General features: G+C 72.3%; 7 protein-coding genes. All 7 read right to left on the minus strand.

The genetic code is table 11. The features are described from left to right. Nucleotides 1-96 precede the first annotated feature (96 nt). Nucleotides 97-2,862 (minus strand): serine/threonine-protein kinase, encoded by a 2,766-nt coding sequence (locus ABEA77_RS02235; RefSeq protein WP_345640352.1) that lies wholly within the window; start codon nucleotides 2,860-2,862, stop codon nucleotides 97-99. Between the two features lie 184 nt (nucleotides 2,863-3,046). Beyond that, on the minus strand, nucleotides 3,047-3,724 hold the full coding sequence (locus ABEA77_RS02240; protein WP_345640354.1) for a RapZ C-terminal domain-containing protein: 678 nt from the start codon (nucleotides 3,722-3,724) through the stop codon (nucleotides 3,047-3,049). Between the two features lie 355 nt (nucleotides 3,725-4,079). Next, on the minus strand, nucleotides 4,080-5,285 hold the full coding sequence (locus ABEA77_RS02245) for a hypothetical protein (RefSeq protein ID WP_345640357.1): 1,206 nt from the start codon (nucleotides 5,283-5,285) through the stop codon (nucleotides 4,080-4,082). Continuing rightward, nucleotides 5,282-9,463 (minus strand): SNF2-related protein, encoded by a 4,182-nt coding sequence (locus tag ABEA77_RS02250; RefSeq protein WP_345640360.1) that lies wholly within the window; start codon nucleotides 9,461-9,463, stop codon nucleotides 5,282-5,284. The genes ABEA77_RS02245 and ABEA77_RS02250 overlap by 4 nt, the downstream gene beginning before the upstream one ends. Before the next feature lie 715 nt (nucleotides 9,464-10,178). Then, complete coding sequence (locus ABEA77_RS02255) at nucleotides 10,179-11,495, minus strand: hypothetical protein (protein ID WP_345640362.1); 1,317 nt, start codon at nucleotides 11,493-11,495, stop codon at nucleotides 10,179-10,181. Nucleotides 11,496-11,628: 133 nt separating this feature from the next. After that, nucleotides 11,629-14,142 carry a hypothetical protein gene (locus ABEA77_RS02260; RefSeq protein WP_345640364.1) on the minus strand — a complete coding sequence of 838 codons (2,514 nt, stop codon included), beginning with the start codon at nucleotides 14,140-14,142 and terminating at the stop codon, nucleotides 11,629-11,631. A gap of 666 nt (nucleotides 14,143-14,808) precedes the next feature. After that, nucleotides 14,809-15,651: a hypothetical protein gene (locus ABEA77_RS02265; protein ID WP_345640365.1), complete on the minus strand. Its 843-nt coding sequence runs from the start codon at nucleotides 15,649-15,651 to the stop codon at nucleotides 14,809-14,811. Between the last annotated feature and the right edge of the window lie 491 nt (nucleotides 15,652-16,142).

Raw genomic sequence — 16,142 nt, forward strand, 5'->3', positions numbered from 1 at the left:
GAGCCGCCAGATCTGCGGGCTGGGAAAGGGGCGCGTCATCTGGCGCTGCCCCGCCTGTCCATCTCCTCCCGGCCCGTTGGTCGGGTTCGGGTGTGGTCAGTTGGCGGTCGTCTGGTTCACGGCGCTGCGGATGGCCATGTCCACGGCGCGTTCGTTCGCGAGTTCGTAGTAGAACCGGGCGCTGCCGGGGTGGTCTCGCAGCGCGCCGGCGACGATCCGCGCCGCCTGGCCGCGCAGGCGGCGCAGCCAGTCACGGGTCGCGATCTGCTGGTCGAACTCGTTGGACGCCTCGTCCCAGGTGCACATGCCGCGGGCGGCCTCCTCCAGGAGATCCCACTGCTGTTCCTCGGCGGCATGTCGGGCGACGCCGCGCAGCCAGGCGATGGCCCGCTTGGACTCGTTGTAGTGCGGCCAGCCGTTTCCGTCGCCCCGTACGTGCCCGGTCATCGCCTCCACCAGGGTGCGGGTCTGCTCGGGGTGGTCCAGCAGGAGCGGCGCGGCCGTGTCCATGTCCAGGTTGGGAAGGACGTCCAGGTAGAGCTCGTAGTCGTCACCGTGGTCGGCTGCTAGGGCCAGCAGCTGACGGGCGGCGTCGGTGTCTGCCTCCTGGGCGGCCGCCAGGAGTTGTTGGGCTCGGGCGATGGGCAGGTCGATCTGCGGTGCGGTCTCCTGCTCGACCACGTCGAGGAAGTCGGCGATCGTCTGGGGGCGCTGGTGCGGATCGCGGTAGGTGCAGCGCCGGACGACGCCTCGCCAGGGTCCGGCCGGCAGCAGCGGAACGTTCGTCTCCGGGGGAAGACCGGTGAGCAGCCAGCCGATGACCTTGCCCAGGCTGTAGATGTCGCTCGCGGGCGTGGCGTTGTGCGGGTCGACGGACAGTTCGGGGGCGCCGAACTCGAGGGTTCCGATCGCAGTGCCGGTGCGCTTGGGGTTGGTGGTCTGTCCGCGGGGGCGGCGCACGATGCCCCAATCCCCGAGAACCCAGCGGCCGTCGAGGAGCAGAATGTTGGCGGGCTTGATGTCGCGGTGCAGGTAGTCCAGGCGGTGGGCGTCGGCCAGTGCGGAAGCGACCGCTTCAACCAGGGCCCGCAGCGCGACCGCATCGTGCTGCAGTTCGGGCTGGAGGCGTTCGGCGGTGCTCTGGGCCATCGGCATGACGAACCACTCGGCCCGGGGGCTGAAGTCGAGGACCGGCATCACGTGACGGTTGGTCCCGAGCTTCTGCGCCACCTCGATCTCGCGCAGCATCCTGGCGGTCAGGTTCTCGCGCAGGGAGCGCGGCTTCTTGAAGGCGACGACGGTCCCGGTCGCCTTGTGCTCGGCCTCGTGGACGATGCCCATGCCGCCCTTGCCGTCGGGCAGCGGGAACTTCTCCAGGGCGTAGTCCTTCTTCACACCGCGGGCCAGGCGGCGCACCTCGGCGTAGGCATCGGCGGGCGGCGGCTCGGGGGCCGATGCGGGCGGCGAGGCGGTGGCCGCGTGGCCGGTGATCTTCACCAGCACGGGGTGGACGGCGTCGACGTCGTTCGTCGGCCGCACCCCCAGCAGGTACGCGGGGCCGCCCTCCGGGTCCTGGACGAGTCCGAGGACGTCGCCGAGCTGTGCCTCGGCGACCGGCTCGCTGGTGCGGGCGATCGTGTCGAGGGCGTGCAGTTCCACACCGACGCCCGATCCGGCCCGCCCCGCCACCAGGACGGTGTCGCCACCGCTGCGCGCGAGATACCCCGGGTAGGACACCGGGGTCTCAATCCACTGCTCGCGAGTGCCGGCGCTGGTGCTGAGGGCGAGGTCGATGACGGCGCTGTGGCCGCCGGCGGCGAGGAGGAAGCGCCGCTCGCCGAGCCAGGCGGCCGAGCGGACCGCGGCGTCGAAGTCGAGGGCGAAGCGCTGCTGGTCGCCCACCTGCTCGTCGAGCCGGGTGAGCGCCAAGGTCGAGCCGGTGCCGGTGCCGAGCGTCGCTCCGGACCCGGACAGGACCCACACGCTCGACTCCGGCCCGAGCAGCAGGCGGGCATTCGCCTCGAATCCGCCGCCGACCGCCCGCAGCACGCCGCCGTGCCACCGCACCACCGCCGGCCCGCACAGCACCCACACCGACCCGTCTCCCAAGACCGCCGCATCGCCGTGCACGCCGGGCAGGGGAAGCAGCCACCGGGTCCCGCCGCGTTGCAGGTCCACTTCCGCGAGCCCCGCCTCGATGCTGATCAGCGCGCGCCCGGTGGGCGCCCAGGCCATCCCGGACGGTCGCACCGGCCAGGACTCGCCGGCCAGGGCGACGCGGAGGTCGACGCCTTCCGGCGTCCGGGACGGCACGCTCGACGTTCCGGAGGGGCGGGCCGCGATGGCCAGCGCCGGCACAGGCTCCGGGGGTTCGTGGAGGAGGAGTTCGTGCAGCGGGGTGTGCGGTGGCCTTGGCGGACGGAAGGCCGCGCGAATCAGGGCGGTGAGTGGGACGAGGTCGCAGACGGCGGCCTCGAGATGGTCCCGGTCCAGGAGGACGCCCTGTGTCCGCAGGACGGCGTTCATCTCGTCGCCGATCTCCTGGCCGGTGGCCCTCGCGCAGATCAGGACCCACCGCGCTGCCGGTCCGAGGTCGCGTTCGCGGGCGGTCACCGCGATGCGGGCCGCGGTGGCCGCGTCCGCGCCCGCTGCGGTCGTCACTGTGATCGCGTAGTCGCGTCCGGCGAGCTCGAAAAACACGGCCGGCTCATGAGGCGAGCGGTGGACGGCCGTCGCTTCGGGGTCGGTACGCCGGATCAGCCCCGCTACCACGTCGACCAGGAGCCGGTGGCGGTCCTGCTCCAACAACTCCGCGGCGTGAACCTGGCCGTACTCGGCCAGCAGTTCCCGTACGTCCTCCATCGCCCCGCCCGTGCATCGTGCCAGCCCCGGGCTTCGTGCCCGCCGCGCTGATTGTCCATCACGGCAGTACGCGGCGTGCCCGGTCACCGGGATCAGGCAGCCGTCGACGGCGAGCATGACCGCTTCGGGCCCTGCTCGCGGTCGGCATCCCGCTCCCTGGTGCTGGTGCCGGGCAGCGATGGCATCAGGGCGCCGGGGGTGCGCTGCGCCTGTGGGGATATCCCGGCAGTTCGGGGTCGATGATGCCGAGCGCGCACCCCTGCGCGACGGCCTCGTAGAGGGTACGCGCGCGGAGATGGATCTGCGCGCGGTGCAGCAGCCGGCCTGCGGTCTCGGGCTGCACCTTGAGCTCCTTGGCGACCTCCAGATGGTGCTGGCCGCTCGCGAGGAGTCGGAGCGCGGTCAGTTCGTGCTCGGTGAGCTGCGGATGCCACCGCAGGATCGGCCGGGCGATGTGCGGGTGTTCGGTCTCCACGCCGTAGCCGGCGGCACGCAGGCGCTCGGCCACCTCTTCGGCGACCGCGACCGACCGATGGCGGCCGCCCCCGCACACCACGTGCAGGTCGACGCGTCGGCCAGCCCTCGCCTGACCAAGGAGCGCAAGCGCGCGGCGGGTGCTGCGGTCGATGAGGCGCTCCGCTCCGGGCGAGCTGAGGACGTAGGCGCGCACCTCGGGGTCCAGGCCGGTGGAGTGGAGCATCCGGTCACGCATGGTCGGGTCCTCGGGCGGGTTGCGCAGCGGGCGGGCATCCACGCGGAGCGCGTCGCCTCGGGGTGCGTCGTGGTGGCCTTCTCCGTAGCTGATGATGACGGTCTGGATGAGGGCATGCGGGGACTGGGAGCCCATGAGGTCGCTGGTCATGCGGTCAGTCTCGGATCAACGCGGCGGGCGGTGCAGGGTGTTGGGCGTGTTGCCTGTTGCCTGTTGTGCAGGGCCTTCCCGGGCAGGGACACCAGCTTGAGAACCGGGCCCGAGGCCGCGGCCGTTGGGTGAGGGGGTGCCGGCCCGCACCGGTTGTCCGGGGCGGGCCGGCCGGCCTCGTTTGCCATCCGAGGCGGTGTCCCGCCCGCTGCCACGGCCAGGACGTGCGCTGCGTCGGGAACCACCCGTCGGCAGTCGCTCGCTGCACGCCCTTGGCAGTGGGCGCGCAGCGTCCCGGCCCTTCCCGGGGCCGGGTCTTACGGAAAAGCGTATCGGCGGGTACCGACACCGGGGGCTATCGCGTGCGGCGGAACGCCCGGGCTGCGGTGCGCGCCGCACGGTAGGCCTGGGCCGGGTCGGCGTCGGGGCCGGGGACAGGTTGCCAGGGGCCGTACGGGGCGAGGTAGGGGTGCCAGCGGCAGTCGGGTCCGTAGCGGAGCTGGACGCCGGCGGCCTGGTCGGTGATGTGGTTGTCCTCGCATTCGACGGTGGCGCTGGGGGCGGGCCGCAGGGGCTGGATGTCGGCCTGGGCGCGGGCGAGGACGTCGTGGTCGACGGTGTAGCGGTGGAGGTAGGCGGCGGCGCCGGCGGGTCCGCCGTGGGTGTGGGCAAGCGTGAGGTGCCCCATGGCGACTACGTCGAGGCCGAGGTGGTCGATCGCGGCCTGCCGGAACGGGGCGCCGTGTTCGAGGGCGGTGAAGCGGGCGAGGTCGCTGCCGGTGTCGGTGCCGGTCGGCTGGTCGGTGCCGGCCAGGAGTGCTCGGGCTCGGTGGGCGGCGTCGGCGACGAGGGCCTTCTGGGCGGGTAGTTCGGGCAGCGGCGCGGGCGGCGGTGGGAGCGGTCCGCTAAGAACCGGGCGGGCGGCGGCGAGGTCGAGTTCGGCGGGTTCGGGCATCGGGGCAGGCTGCTGAGCGGGAACGAACGGGGCAACGTCGGCGGTGGGGCGTGCAGGCGACGTCGGGGCGCGGTGCGGGGAGGGGACACGGGCCGCGGCGGTGGAGTGGCCTTGGGCGCGCAGGTTCTTCTTGATGTGCTGGTAGGGGCGGCCGCGGAGGGTGAACAGCGGGGCGGGCGCGGCGCGGAGCCGTTCGGCGAGGAGCAGTCCGACGGCGAGGGTGTGCGCGCACGGGCCGGCGGGCGCCGCAGGGCAGGTGCAGCTGTGGGTGAGGTCGTGCGCGGAGGGGAGTAGCGGAATGCCCGCGGTGCGGTCGGGGTCGGCGAGGTGGTCGCCGATGATGCCGGGGGTGGGGGTGTGCGTGGCGATCGCTGCTTCGATGCGGTCCCACTGCGCCTCGGTGAGTTCCTCGACGAGGAGACGGGGGCGGACGGGCCGGCCGTCGGCCAGGGGGAACTTGGCGGTGGCGAAGCCCTTGTTGATGTTGAGCTGGGTGCCTGTGGTGGTGAGGAGACGTCGGGCGGCGTTCAGGGTCGCGGTGTCGGCGTGGGTGGTGAGCGTTGCGGTCAGGGCGCGGGCCCACACGTCGGTGGTGCGGGCGCTCATCGGCGTGCTCCCAGGGTGACGAGGTCGGCGAGTTGGCGGTCGGTGAGCTGGGTGAGGGCGCGGTCGCCGCCGGTCAGGACGGCGGAGGCGAGGGCGCGTTTGTGGGTGAGGAGTTCGTCGATGCGGTCCTCGACGGTGTGCTCGGTGATCAGGCGGTGCACGGTGACGGTCTGCTGCTGGCCGATGCGGTGGGCGCGGTCGGTGGCCTGGTCCTCGACGGCGGCGTTCCAGGAGCGGTCGTAGTGGATGACGTGGGCGGCGCGGGTGAGGGTCAGTCCGGTTCCGGCGGCCTTGAGGGAGAGGATCATCACCGGGTGTCTGCCGGCCTGGAAGGCGTCGACCATGCGCTGGCGCTCGGGCAGGGTGGTGGCGCCGTGCAGGAAGAGCGGGTCGTAGCCGTGGCGGTCGAGGTGGCGGTGGAGCAGGTGTCCCATGCTCACGTAGCTGGTGAAGAGGAGCGAGGCCTCGGAGCGGGTCCGGATCGATTCGAGGAGGTCCATCAGGGCCGCGGTCTTGGCGGAGCGGGCGGTGAACTCGGCTGCGCCTGACGCGGCTTGCGGGTCTTCGCGCAGGTAGTGCGCGGGGTGGTTGGTGATCTTCTTCAGGGCGGTGAGCAGCTTGAAGACGAGGCCGTTGCGGGTGATGCCGCGGGATGCCTGGATCTGCTCGAGGGTTTCGCGCACGACGGCTTCGTAGAGGCCGGCCTGCTCGGTGGTGAGTCGCACCAGGCGCGGCTGGTCGATCTTCGCGGGGAGCTCCGGGGCGATTCCGGGGTCCGTTTTGCGTCGTCGCAGCAGGAACGGGGCGACGATCCGGCCGAGTGCGAGGGCCTTCTCGCCGCCGGGGTCCTTCTCCGCCGCGTTCGCCCACCTGGACCGGTAGGCCTTCAGCGTGCCGAAGAGGTCCGGGTTGGCCCAGTCCAGCAGGGCCCACAGCTCGGAGAGGTTGTTCTCGACGGGGGTGCCGGTCAGTGCGAGGCGGGTGGTGGAGGGCAGGGCGCGCAGGTTGCGGGCGGTGGCGGAGGCGGGGTTCTTCGCGTTCTGGGCTTCGTCGGCGATGACCAGCGACCAGGTGCGGCTGGCCAGGCGGGCGGTGTCGCGGAGCAGGACGCCGTAGGTGGTGACCACCACCGTGGTGTCGGTGACCTCATCCAGGGTGCGGTCGGGTCCGTGGTAGGCGACGACGTCCAGGCCGGGGGTGAACCGGGCGGCCTCGCGGCACCAGGTGGTGACCAGGGACGCCGGGCAGACGACCAGGGTCGGGCCCGGGGTGTGCTGCTGGTGGTGGAGGGTGAAGGCGAGCGCGGTGAGGGTCTTGCCCAGGCCCATGTCGTCGGCGAGGACCGCGCCGAAGCCGAGGCTGGTGGTGTGGGCGAGCCAGGTCAGGGCCCGCTGCTGGTAGCCGCGCAGCGTCGCGCGCAGGCCGGTCGGTACGGGCACGGGTTCGGGGTGGTGTTCGCCGCCGGTGAGCACCTCGATCATGCGGGCGAGCTGTCCGGCCGTGCGGCAGGGGACGAGCGTGTCGTCGACGGTGATGGTGCCGGTCAGGGCGGCGGTCAGCGCCTGGGTGCCGGGCAGGGGAGCGAGCAGGCGGTGGCGTGCGCGCCGGCGCAGGACGGGGTCGGCCAGGACCCAGCGGCCGCGGACGCGGACCAGGGGCCGGGCCGCCTCGGCGAGGGCGTCCATCTCCTCCTCGCTCAGCGGCACGCCGTCCAGGGCGATCTGCCAGCGGAAGTCCAGGAGCGCGGTGACGCTGAACCGGGGCGCCTCCCCTGGCTGGCGGTGTCCGGCCGCGCCGGTGGCGGGTTCGGTGCCGATGACCGCGGCGGTCTGCAGGGCGGTGCGCAGGTCCTCGGGCCATGCCACCCGCACGCCGTGCTCGGCGAGTTCGGCATCCTGCTCCAGCAGCGCCTCGATGGCTACCAGGTTCAGCGTGTGCCGCCCGGGATGGTCCTGGGCGGCGAGTGAGGCCAGCGCGGGACACCGGCGGGCGGCCCTTCGCAGGACGCGACGGACGCGCGGACGGACCATGTCCGGCTGCTGGCCGGCGAGGCGGGCCGCTCCCGACCAGAGCAGAGCGGCCGACACCGGCTCCTCGTCGGGGGCGGCGTCGCCGTCCGCGGGCGCCAGGTGCAGTTCGGCGGTGAGACGGCCGACGGCGGCCTCGTCGTCGCTGGGGGCCTCGAGGCGCAGGATCACCTGCGGGGCCGGGCCGCCGTCGACCTGGTCCTCCACGCTGTCCAGCCAGACGCCCACCTCCCCTTCGGCGTCCACCGGCCCCTGGTCGGGGTGCGTCCAGGGGCCGGTGCCGAACAGGGCGGCCGCCGGGGTACGGACCAGCGCGTCGGCGATCGCGTCGGCCGCGGCGATGAGCGCCTGGCGGGCCGGGAGCCCTGGGGGCGTCGCGCCGGTGGGCGCGGCGGCGGCGAGCTCGGTCAGGGCGTGCTGGGCGTTCGGCGGGATCGGGCCGACGCGCCACGCCGCCCGGCCGTCGTCGTGCTGGGCGGGGTAGACCAGCTGGGCGGCGATGAGTTGCAGGGCGATGTGGAGCGCGCGCTGCCAGAACACCGCCGTCACGCTCGCGCCCTGATGCGTTCCCCGCAGGACGGGCAGGCCCTCAAGGAGGGGGATGCGCCAGCCGGCCTGGCCGCCGGGGCCGGCCTCGGCGGTCAGCGGGTGGGGCAGGCCGGTCGTCGGCAGCGCCCGCCGCCCGTTGTCCTGCACCCGCCACGCGGCCGGGCGGCCGGCGCCGCCGGGCACGAATGTGAGCGCGCAGCCGGAGGTGACGGCATCCAGCAGCAGGACGGACGCCGGCTTGTCGCCCATGTCGAGGACGGCCCGCTGCGGGGCCGCGGGCGTACGAGGGGTGGGCGCTGGTGCCGAGGACGGCGGGTTGGAGGTTCCGTCCGGGCGGACCGCACGCCGCTTGCCGGCGCTCGCAGTGTCCGGTGCCGGGGTGGGGGTGGCGTGGTCGAGGGTGTGGAGTTTGCGCAGCAGCTTCAGCGCCGCCGCCCGGCGTGCCTCGGTCTTGTCCGCGCCGGCGGCGGTCGCCTTCACCGGGGTGTCGGTCGCCCGGTGACGGCAGGAGTAGGTGACCTCCTTGCGGGGACCGATGGTGCGCACGCTCGCCTCGGGCTTGGTGATGGTGTCGAGCTGGTGGTGCTTGTTGAGGTACTTGATCGGGTCCTGGCTTGGACCGGGGACCGTGATCTTCGGCGTGGTCGCCGGCTTGTCGTCGTCCGGGTAGGCCGGTTCAGGAAGGTCCGCCATGAGGGCGAGCAGCGCGCACGCCGCACGGTGCCGGGCGGTCTTGCGCACCGGGGCGGAGCGCACGGGGCCGGTCGACTTCCCCTCCCCCGCCGTGAGGAGGGCTCGCGTGTGGTGCAGACCCTGCTCGTCGACGTCTTCCTGGTAGGTCAGGCCGTGGTCCTCGCCGTGCTGCTCGGCGTGCCAGTGCAGGAGCCGGGCGGGGGCCGGCGGCATGGCTGCTGCCCGCTGGAGTGCGGCTTCGCGTACGGCTGCCCAGGCCGGGCTGCGGGCGTCGAGGAGCAGGAGGTACAGGTCACGGTGACGCAGCCGGCCGGCACGGGCGCGGCGCAGGGCTTCAGTCTTCAGCTCGGCACTGGGACCTCGCCCGGCCTCGATGCTCCGCCGCAGGTGCTGTTCGAAGACCTCCGTGGGCATGCCCGGCAGGACCAGGCGCTCCATCTCGCCGTTGCCGTCCGCCTCGTCGCCGGACAACGGGGTGCCGGAGAGGCGGGCCAGCAGGGCGAGCGCGGCACGGTCCTTGGCCTCCCGGCTGGTCGGGGCGCTCTGCGCGGGACCGGTGACCTGGGATTCGGCTGGGCCGACCACTGCGGCGACCATGACCTGGCCCTCGGCTTCCGGCGCGGTCTCCTCGAACCGCGGGGGCGGCCACACTTCCACCTGAGTGTGCGTGGCCAGGACTTGCCGGGCCGTCTCGAGGTTGCCGGCCAAAGCGTCCATGATGGCCTGGCGTGCGGGGGCCCAGGCCGGAACGTGCGGTGTGGCAAGGAGCACGAGCCGCATGTCCCGCACGCTCAGCAGGCCGGCGCGGCTGCGCCGGAGCGCGTCGCGGGCCAACTCCGCGTCGTCGGCGTCCGATCCGGCGAGCTCCTTGAGAGCCTCGTGCCACTGCTCGGCGTCCAGCGCTCTCACGTCGCGGCCTTCCCATGTCGTCGGCGCGCCGGCTGCCACCGTGAAACTCACTCCCACTCCCCTGCTCCTGCTCGGTCCGTCGGCGTCTGTACCTTGGGTCGGTCACTGACGGCCAGGACTCCGCCACAGTAAGGGAGGACACCGACACGTCCGGCGCTGCGCCTCGAAGCCCCCCGTCGCGGGCCGGGCGGGGGCATCGGGTCGTGGCGCGCACGCCGCCTCCTGGGTGGTGGCCGGAGCGTCGGGCAGGGGGCCGCCCCATGTCCCTGGTCGCGCGGGTGCTCGGGTCGAAGTTGGCGTAGCCGACCAGGCGTCCGTGTCCGTGGTACGGGGGGCTTGCCGGAGCGGCATTTAATGATCTCCAGGCTCTCGCGGACGTAATCGAGTGCGTCGAGCGGCAGGAGCCAGACGATGTCGATCTCAGCGGAGAGCTGTCCGGGCTGCAGACGGGAGGCGGGGGCCGCAGCTCCGGGAACCGGGGCCGGTCCCTCAACGGTCCCTGCTTCAGTCCCTCGGCCGTCGTCGCAGCTCAGCGGGGGTGTGGACCGGGTCTCAGGGACGGACAGGGACTGAGTTCCGCAATTGTGCGGCGCTGGAGTCCGTGCGGCGTTCGGCGCGAGGGATCCATGGGGCATGTCGGTCTCTGAGCGTGCCACCCGCGTCAGGGTCGGGCGGGGTGCGCGCTGTTCTCCGAGCGGGGAGTTGGATGTCCTGGTCATGCGGCGCGCCCTGCTTCCCCGTTGTCGGTGGGTGCCGGTCCGGTCCAGACGGGCCGGTAGCGATCTCGTACGTCCCAGCCGCGCCATCGTTCGTCGAGGAGTTCGCCCGTGTCGGGGTCGACGACTCCCTCGGGCACGAGCACCGGGCGTGGTCGTACGGGGCGGGCACGGGTGGCGCGTTCGGCGATCCACCGCTGGTAGTTGGCGCGTTCGCGGGCGTGCCGCGCTCTGCGGCGCTCGCCGAGGCCCGCGGTGCCCTGCTGTTCGGCGGCCTCGGTGAGGACCTGGTCGTCGGGCTGGAGACGTACGGGGCCGGCGAGGTCGGGGGCGAGGTAGTACCGGCCCTCGCATTCGCGGGCGAGGCCGTCGGCGACGAGTTTGTCCAGGCGGCGGGCGACGGTGGTGCGGTGCAGGCTGGTGGCCTGCTGCAGCTGGGTGGGCTCCAGTCCTTCTGTGACGTCGAGGCAGGCCAGGATGCGGGCGCCGCTGGTGCCGTGGGCGAAGTGGTGGAAGGCGTCGTGGGCCATCACCGAGGCGAGTGCGGCCGTGTCGGTGAAGGTGTGCGGATCCGGGACAGTTGCCAACTCCCCGGGAGTGGGGGGCAGGGAGTGTCCCGGAGCTGCACGAGCGAGGAGCTCGGCTACGTGGTCGGGGATCTTCAACCGCCACCTCGAGCCGTGGTTCTTCCCCGTGCCGGCCTCCAGCAGCTCGAGCCACCCGGCGTCGACGAGCCGCTTGTCGCTGGCCTCGGCGGTCGACTTCGCGCAGCCCATCCGCTCGGCGTGCGGGCGCAGCGCGGTGGTGTGCTCCAGGCCGCCGGCCCGCTCGCACAGCGTGAGACGGGCGGCGATGTTCTTCTGGTCGACCGCTCCCCCGCCGCGGGCCGGCCAGGCGAGGTGTTCCACGACATGACGGACCTCGTTGATCTGCTCCAGGGCGTCCGGGCGGCCGGTGATCGTGCCGTTACGGGCGGCGAACTCGCGGGCCTTCTCCAGCATCGCGGTGAGCTTGTTCTCCGCGTACTGGGCGCCCTTGCGCTCGCGGAGCCTACGCGCCCACCAGCCGCCCCGGGTCGGGGTGTAGATGAGGGCCTGGTGGAAGTCCGCAGGAGCCCATTCGCGGCCCGGCTGCGAACAGGCGAGCGCGAGCGCCATGGTGAGCCGGTAGCCGGAGTCCGGATCGTCCCGGCCGGCGTACCGGCCCTCGACGTCGCCCTCCAGCAGCAGCCGTCGCGACCGTCGGGTGAGCGGGCGCCGCTCCCACACCGGCACCGGCGGCGTGCGGCGGGCGCGGGGAAGAGTCCTGGTGTTCATGGCATCTCCCCTGCTGACAGGGGGGACACCACGTCCCGGAGCAGCCGGGCCTGCGGGCGCGGGCCCGGTGGTGAGGACGAGGGCGGCCGCGGGGGGCGGGACATCGCGCAGGACGTAACGGTGGCGAGGGCATTCACGCCGCGCTCACCTCCAGGACCTGGCGCTCGACGCGGTCCTCGGGGAGCTCCTGGCCGGCGAGGTCGGCACAGCGGCTCTCCCAGTCCGTCACCGCGGGCCGGGCCGGCTGCTCGCCCCGGGCGATACGCAGCTGCCGGACCCGGTCGGCGAACAAGACCTCCACCGTCCGCGCCAGGGCCTCGTCCGCGGCCTGCTCGGCGGCCGACTGGGCCATCGCCCGGGTCGGGTACCGGTGCGCCGAGCGCATCTTGGCCTCGTACGCCTTGTCCGCCTCCCACTCGGCCTCGGTCGAATGCATCAGCCGGCCGTTCAGGCTCTCGCGGCGCTGGTCGCGCAGCTTCTCGGCGATCTCCCGCGCGGCGAGCAGCAGCCCGGCCTCCTCGATGCCGTCGGCGCGCTGCACGTCCAGGTGCCGCTCCAGGAGCGTGCGGGTGTCGGCCGCACACCGCTCGGTGGCATCGGCGACCGCGACCGGGTCGGTGAGGTCGGCGCGGGCCATCACCGCGAAGTCGACCGCCTCAGCCAACGCCCGCTCCACGGCGCGACGTTCGGTGCACAGCAGGCACCGGCCGGCCGCGTCCGGGATCCCGCAGTCGGCGCACGGTGCGGCGAGGCGCTCGCGCTCGGCGGCCGCGTACTCGGCGCGGCGCTGCTCGATCACCCGGGCGCGGGCCTGCTGCTCGGCCAGGGCCTGCTCGTGCCGCTGCGCCTGGACCGCGGCCTCGTACGTCACCGCGGCGTTCAGCCGCTTCTCGGTCTCGGCCTGCAGGACCTGCGGCGCCGCACCGGCAAGCTCCCGAGCGGTCTCCGCGGCGATCCGCGCCCGCAGGCCGCGCCGGTCACCGATGAGGACCTGGCAGCTGGGGCAGTCGGCGCCGGAGTCCATCCGCCGGCCCTCGTCGCACAGCTGCGACCAGCACCACGCCCGCTGCACCAGGCCCCGGCCCAGGATCCAGCCGACCGGATCGGTGACCGGCCGGCCCATCTGCTGATCGAGGCGCCGCTCAAGCCGTTCGGCGAGGGCCTCCTCGGCGTCCTGCGGGCCGAGGATCCCCCGCAGCACACCCAGTTGCACGCGAACCGCCGCAGCCACATGACGCTGAGCCGCCGGCCGGACGATGCGCTCCCACACCGGCCGGATCGGCGCGAGCACCGACTCCAAGCCCCGCGGCAGCGACGGCGGACGGACGAACACCACCGTCCCCGCCTGCTTCTTCGAGGCCTTCGCCGAGCCCGACTTCCCCGACGATCCCGCTGCTTCCTGCTGCTGTTCCCCGCGAAGCGGGCCGCCCAGCCCGCCACCAACCGCAGCCGCAGCGACCTCGGTGCGCTCCCGCTCGTCCTCGCGGGCGCCCGCGCGCTCCGGCAGATCACCGCACCCCAGATCGGCTTCGCCGGAAAACCCACCATCAAGCGAGAGAGAACCAGAGAGAGAAACCACCGGCGCGTGGAGAGCGTGGAGGGGTGCACCAGCAGGGCGCTCGGCCACAGCGGGCTCCGGCTCAGTCTCAGGCGCCTCTTCCCCGCTGGCCACCGGGCCTTCCGGGGCCGGCTCGGTCTCGAGATCCCCGAGTGCAGCAGCGGGGCGCTGGATATCCGCGGGCTCGACATCGTCGAACGACTCCTGCTGCCAGCCCTCCCCCGACAGCACCGGCCCCTCGTCCCCGGCTTCCTCCCCGTGCGGCGAACCGTGCGCACACGAGGGACAGGCTGCAGCAGGCTCCGACTCCTCGACGCCGTCCTCGACGACAACCTGCGGCGCCGCACCGCGCCCGAACGCGGACGCGATCGCCGGCACCACCAGCCGGCCCTTGCCGTACTGACCCGACTCCGTCGTCCCGCGCACCACCTCGACCAACTGCAGCCGCTCCAGCCGGTCGACGACCTTCCCGCCACCGGAAACCGAACAGCCCAGGGCCTTGGCGACCGTGGCGTCCGCCCGCCCGCGTCCCTCCTTCACCGAACCGCCGACCAAACGAACCCGACCGTCCGGCCGGGTCTGCAGCGCAAGGAGAAGCAGAGCCAGCCGGTCCGTCGCCGCACCCCTCCCCCGCCGAACGGCAAGCAGCCCCGGCGGCGTCACCGGCCCGTCCTTCGGCGCCCAGCCCGGCGCGAACAGGGCCTCGCAGAACCGCAACAACGTCGCCAAGTCCTTACGGGCCAGCGCGAGCGGGTGCATCGGATCGCCACTCTCCCGCGCGGCAAGCAGCGGAAGAAGCTTCCACTCAAGGCCGGTCACCCGACCGGACTCCTCGGTCAGCGCCTCGGTCTCCACCACGCCGGCCTCGCGCATCGCGGGCAGCACCTTGTGATCGACGTACGACTCGGAAAACCCGAGCCACCGCCCCATCTCCCCCGCGCGAAGGCGGAGCACGGCACTGCGCGCCGGCGCCTTCGCCAGCAGCACCACCGCGGCGAGACGCACCGAATCCGATGCTCCCTCAAGGGACTCGTCGGCCAGCAGGCACCGCACCGCGGCATACAGCCGGGCCCGCATCGCCCGGTTCAACACCAGAGGATCACCAGGACCCGAGTCCGGGACCGGACCAGCCAACTCAACAACCTCGCCCGCGCGTGCACTACGACGCCAGGACGAACCAGAACGCATGGAACGAGCCGCCCGATCAGCCGTTTTCGGCATGACTGAGCCAGCCCTCGAACGGACAGCGATGATCTGCTCCATAATCGAGGTGGGAAGGGGGCACCGCCACCGCGGTCCGACTGGCTAGGGCAAGCACGAGAGACGGACCCGGCGACACCGGCATTCAGCTGGCGATCTGGCTGACCAACACCCCCTCCACGCAGTGCGAACGGCCCGGGATCGGCAGTCCCGGGCTCTTCGCGTTTCGGATGACTCTGCGGCAGGAGACCTGTGGAAAAGATCCGGTCACCACAAAGGCGGCGATCGCCTCAGCGCGAAAGGTCGGGCGCCCGTGTGTCCGGGTGGGAAGCCGACATTCAGCGGCTTCCCACCCGGACACACGGGCGCCCAGTACGGACGAAGCCGACATGGAGTGCGCTTCGCCCGTAGGTGGCAGCCGTGTGAATCTGGGTTCTCCCGGCGGTGCATGCATACTGGAGCTGTCCTTACGATCCCGCGACGGCATATCCGAAGCGGCTCTCAACGGCGGCCCCAGTTCTTCAGGGGCCGCCGTTGTCTGTTGCGCTGGGCAGGTCACTCCGCTGTGGGAGCGGAGTCGAGGAAGGGATCTGTTGTGCTGTCCGCCCAGGCGCCGACGGGAAGCCGGACGAAGGGGTGATCGTCCGATTCGTCGATCAACCACTTCAGGGCCTCCCCTGCGGTGTGGGTCACCACGGCGTCGTTCGGCGTTGCCCATACGCTTGTGTGGATGGATAGTTCCGGGCTTGCGAGGGCCTGGCGTGCGGCTCGCAGAGCGGCAGAAACCCACGTGGCGAATCCCTGATGCAGTCCTGTGGTGAAGGCGGCCTGCGACCAAGCCACACCATCCAATGACGCAGCCGCCTTGAGCACGATTACGTCGTGTGCACTCAGGTGGTGCAGGTCAGCCAGGTCCGCGGCCGCGAGGCGCTGCAGCAGTGACAGAGGAGTGCCAGCCGCGCGAGACACAATGCGGGTGTCTTCGTCGAAGTCTCGCGTCGCGTAGCGGATTTCAAACGGGTGCGGGAGGGCAGCTGCCCATGCTCCGACCGGGAGTTTGACCACCGTGCGGTCTGACGTCCGGGCAGCGTAGGCCCCCGCGTCCTGCGGCGTGTGAGTAGCAACGGCTCCCTCCTTGCTGGCCCAAACGACGGTGTCCGGGTTTGTCTCGGGTGAAGTGAGGGCGTCGCGGACGGTGTTGAGGGCCAGCTTCTGCCACAAGGCCGTCTGCCGTGAGTCCTTGGGGTCGCGGCGCTCGCCGGGCCAGACGATGCGGTCCAGGAACGCGTAGCTCCGAATCACGATGACGTCTTCGCCCTCGAGCGCCGATCCGTCTACGAGGCCCTCGTTGATGGCTCCAGACACCCAGCGGGTGTTGACGTCTGCAGCTGTGGCCACGCGATGTGGGGTGTGGCCGCTGCGTCCGTCCGTAGGGCTCGACATCGAAGGGCTCCTTCCTGAGTTCGCCGCGGCGCGCTCGATCCGCATGTGATCGGTCCGCGAGTCGCACCGTCGCGAGGAATGTTACGCCGTATCAACGTCCGCGCGTGCCAGGGGCGTCAAGTGGGCGTTTCGCGCGTTTCGTTCGCTCGCTGGAGCGCTGATCTCTTCACGCCGTATCGAAAGAGCTGCGCGAAGTGGGGCGGATGAGACGCTGCGTCTCGGAACCACGTCAGGGTTAGACGGGTTAGTGGTACGGGCGAAGCCGAGTATGGAGGTCCGCTTGAGACATGCGAGCCTGCATCCCTACGTAGATAGGCAGCTAGGTAGGAAGGTGCCTACCTAGCTGCCTATCTGACTAACTATGTACCTACTCAGGTACCTATTCAGTAACCTATCGACATCCCTATGTCTGCTGGTCAAGGCGATGTGGCGCACGCACTGGTGCC

Origin of the sequence: Streptomyces tremellae (assembly GCF_039540215.1) — a bacterium.
Classification (GTDB): Bacteria; Actinomycetota; Actinomycetes; order Streptomycetales; family Streptomycetaceae; genus Streptomyces; species Streptomyces tremellae.

Coding starts and splice junctions, on each gene's coding strand:
- ABEA77_RS02235 (WP_345640352.1), bottom strand. CDS start 2,862: ATGGAGGACGTACGGGAACTGCTGGCCGAGTACGGCCAGGTTCACGCC.
- ABEA77_RS02240 (WP_345640354.1), bottom strand. CDS start 3,724: ATGACCAGCGACCTCATGGGCTCCCAGTCCCCGCATGCCCTCATCCAG.
- ABEA77_RS02245 (WP_345640357.1), bottom strand. CDS start 5,285: ATGAGCGCCCGCACCACCGACGTGTGGGCCCGCGCCCTGACCGCAACG.
- ABEA77_RS02255 (WP_345640362.1), bottom strand. CDS start 11,495: ATGAACACCAGGACTCTTCCCCGCGCCCGCCGCACGCCGCCGGTGCCG.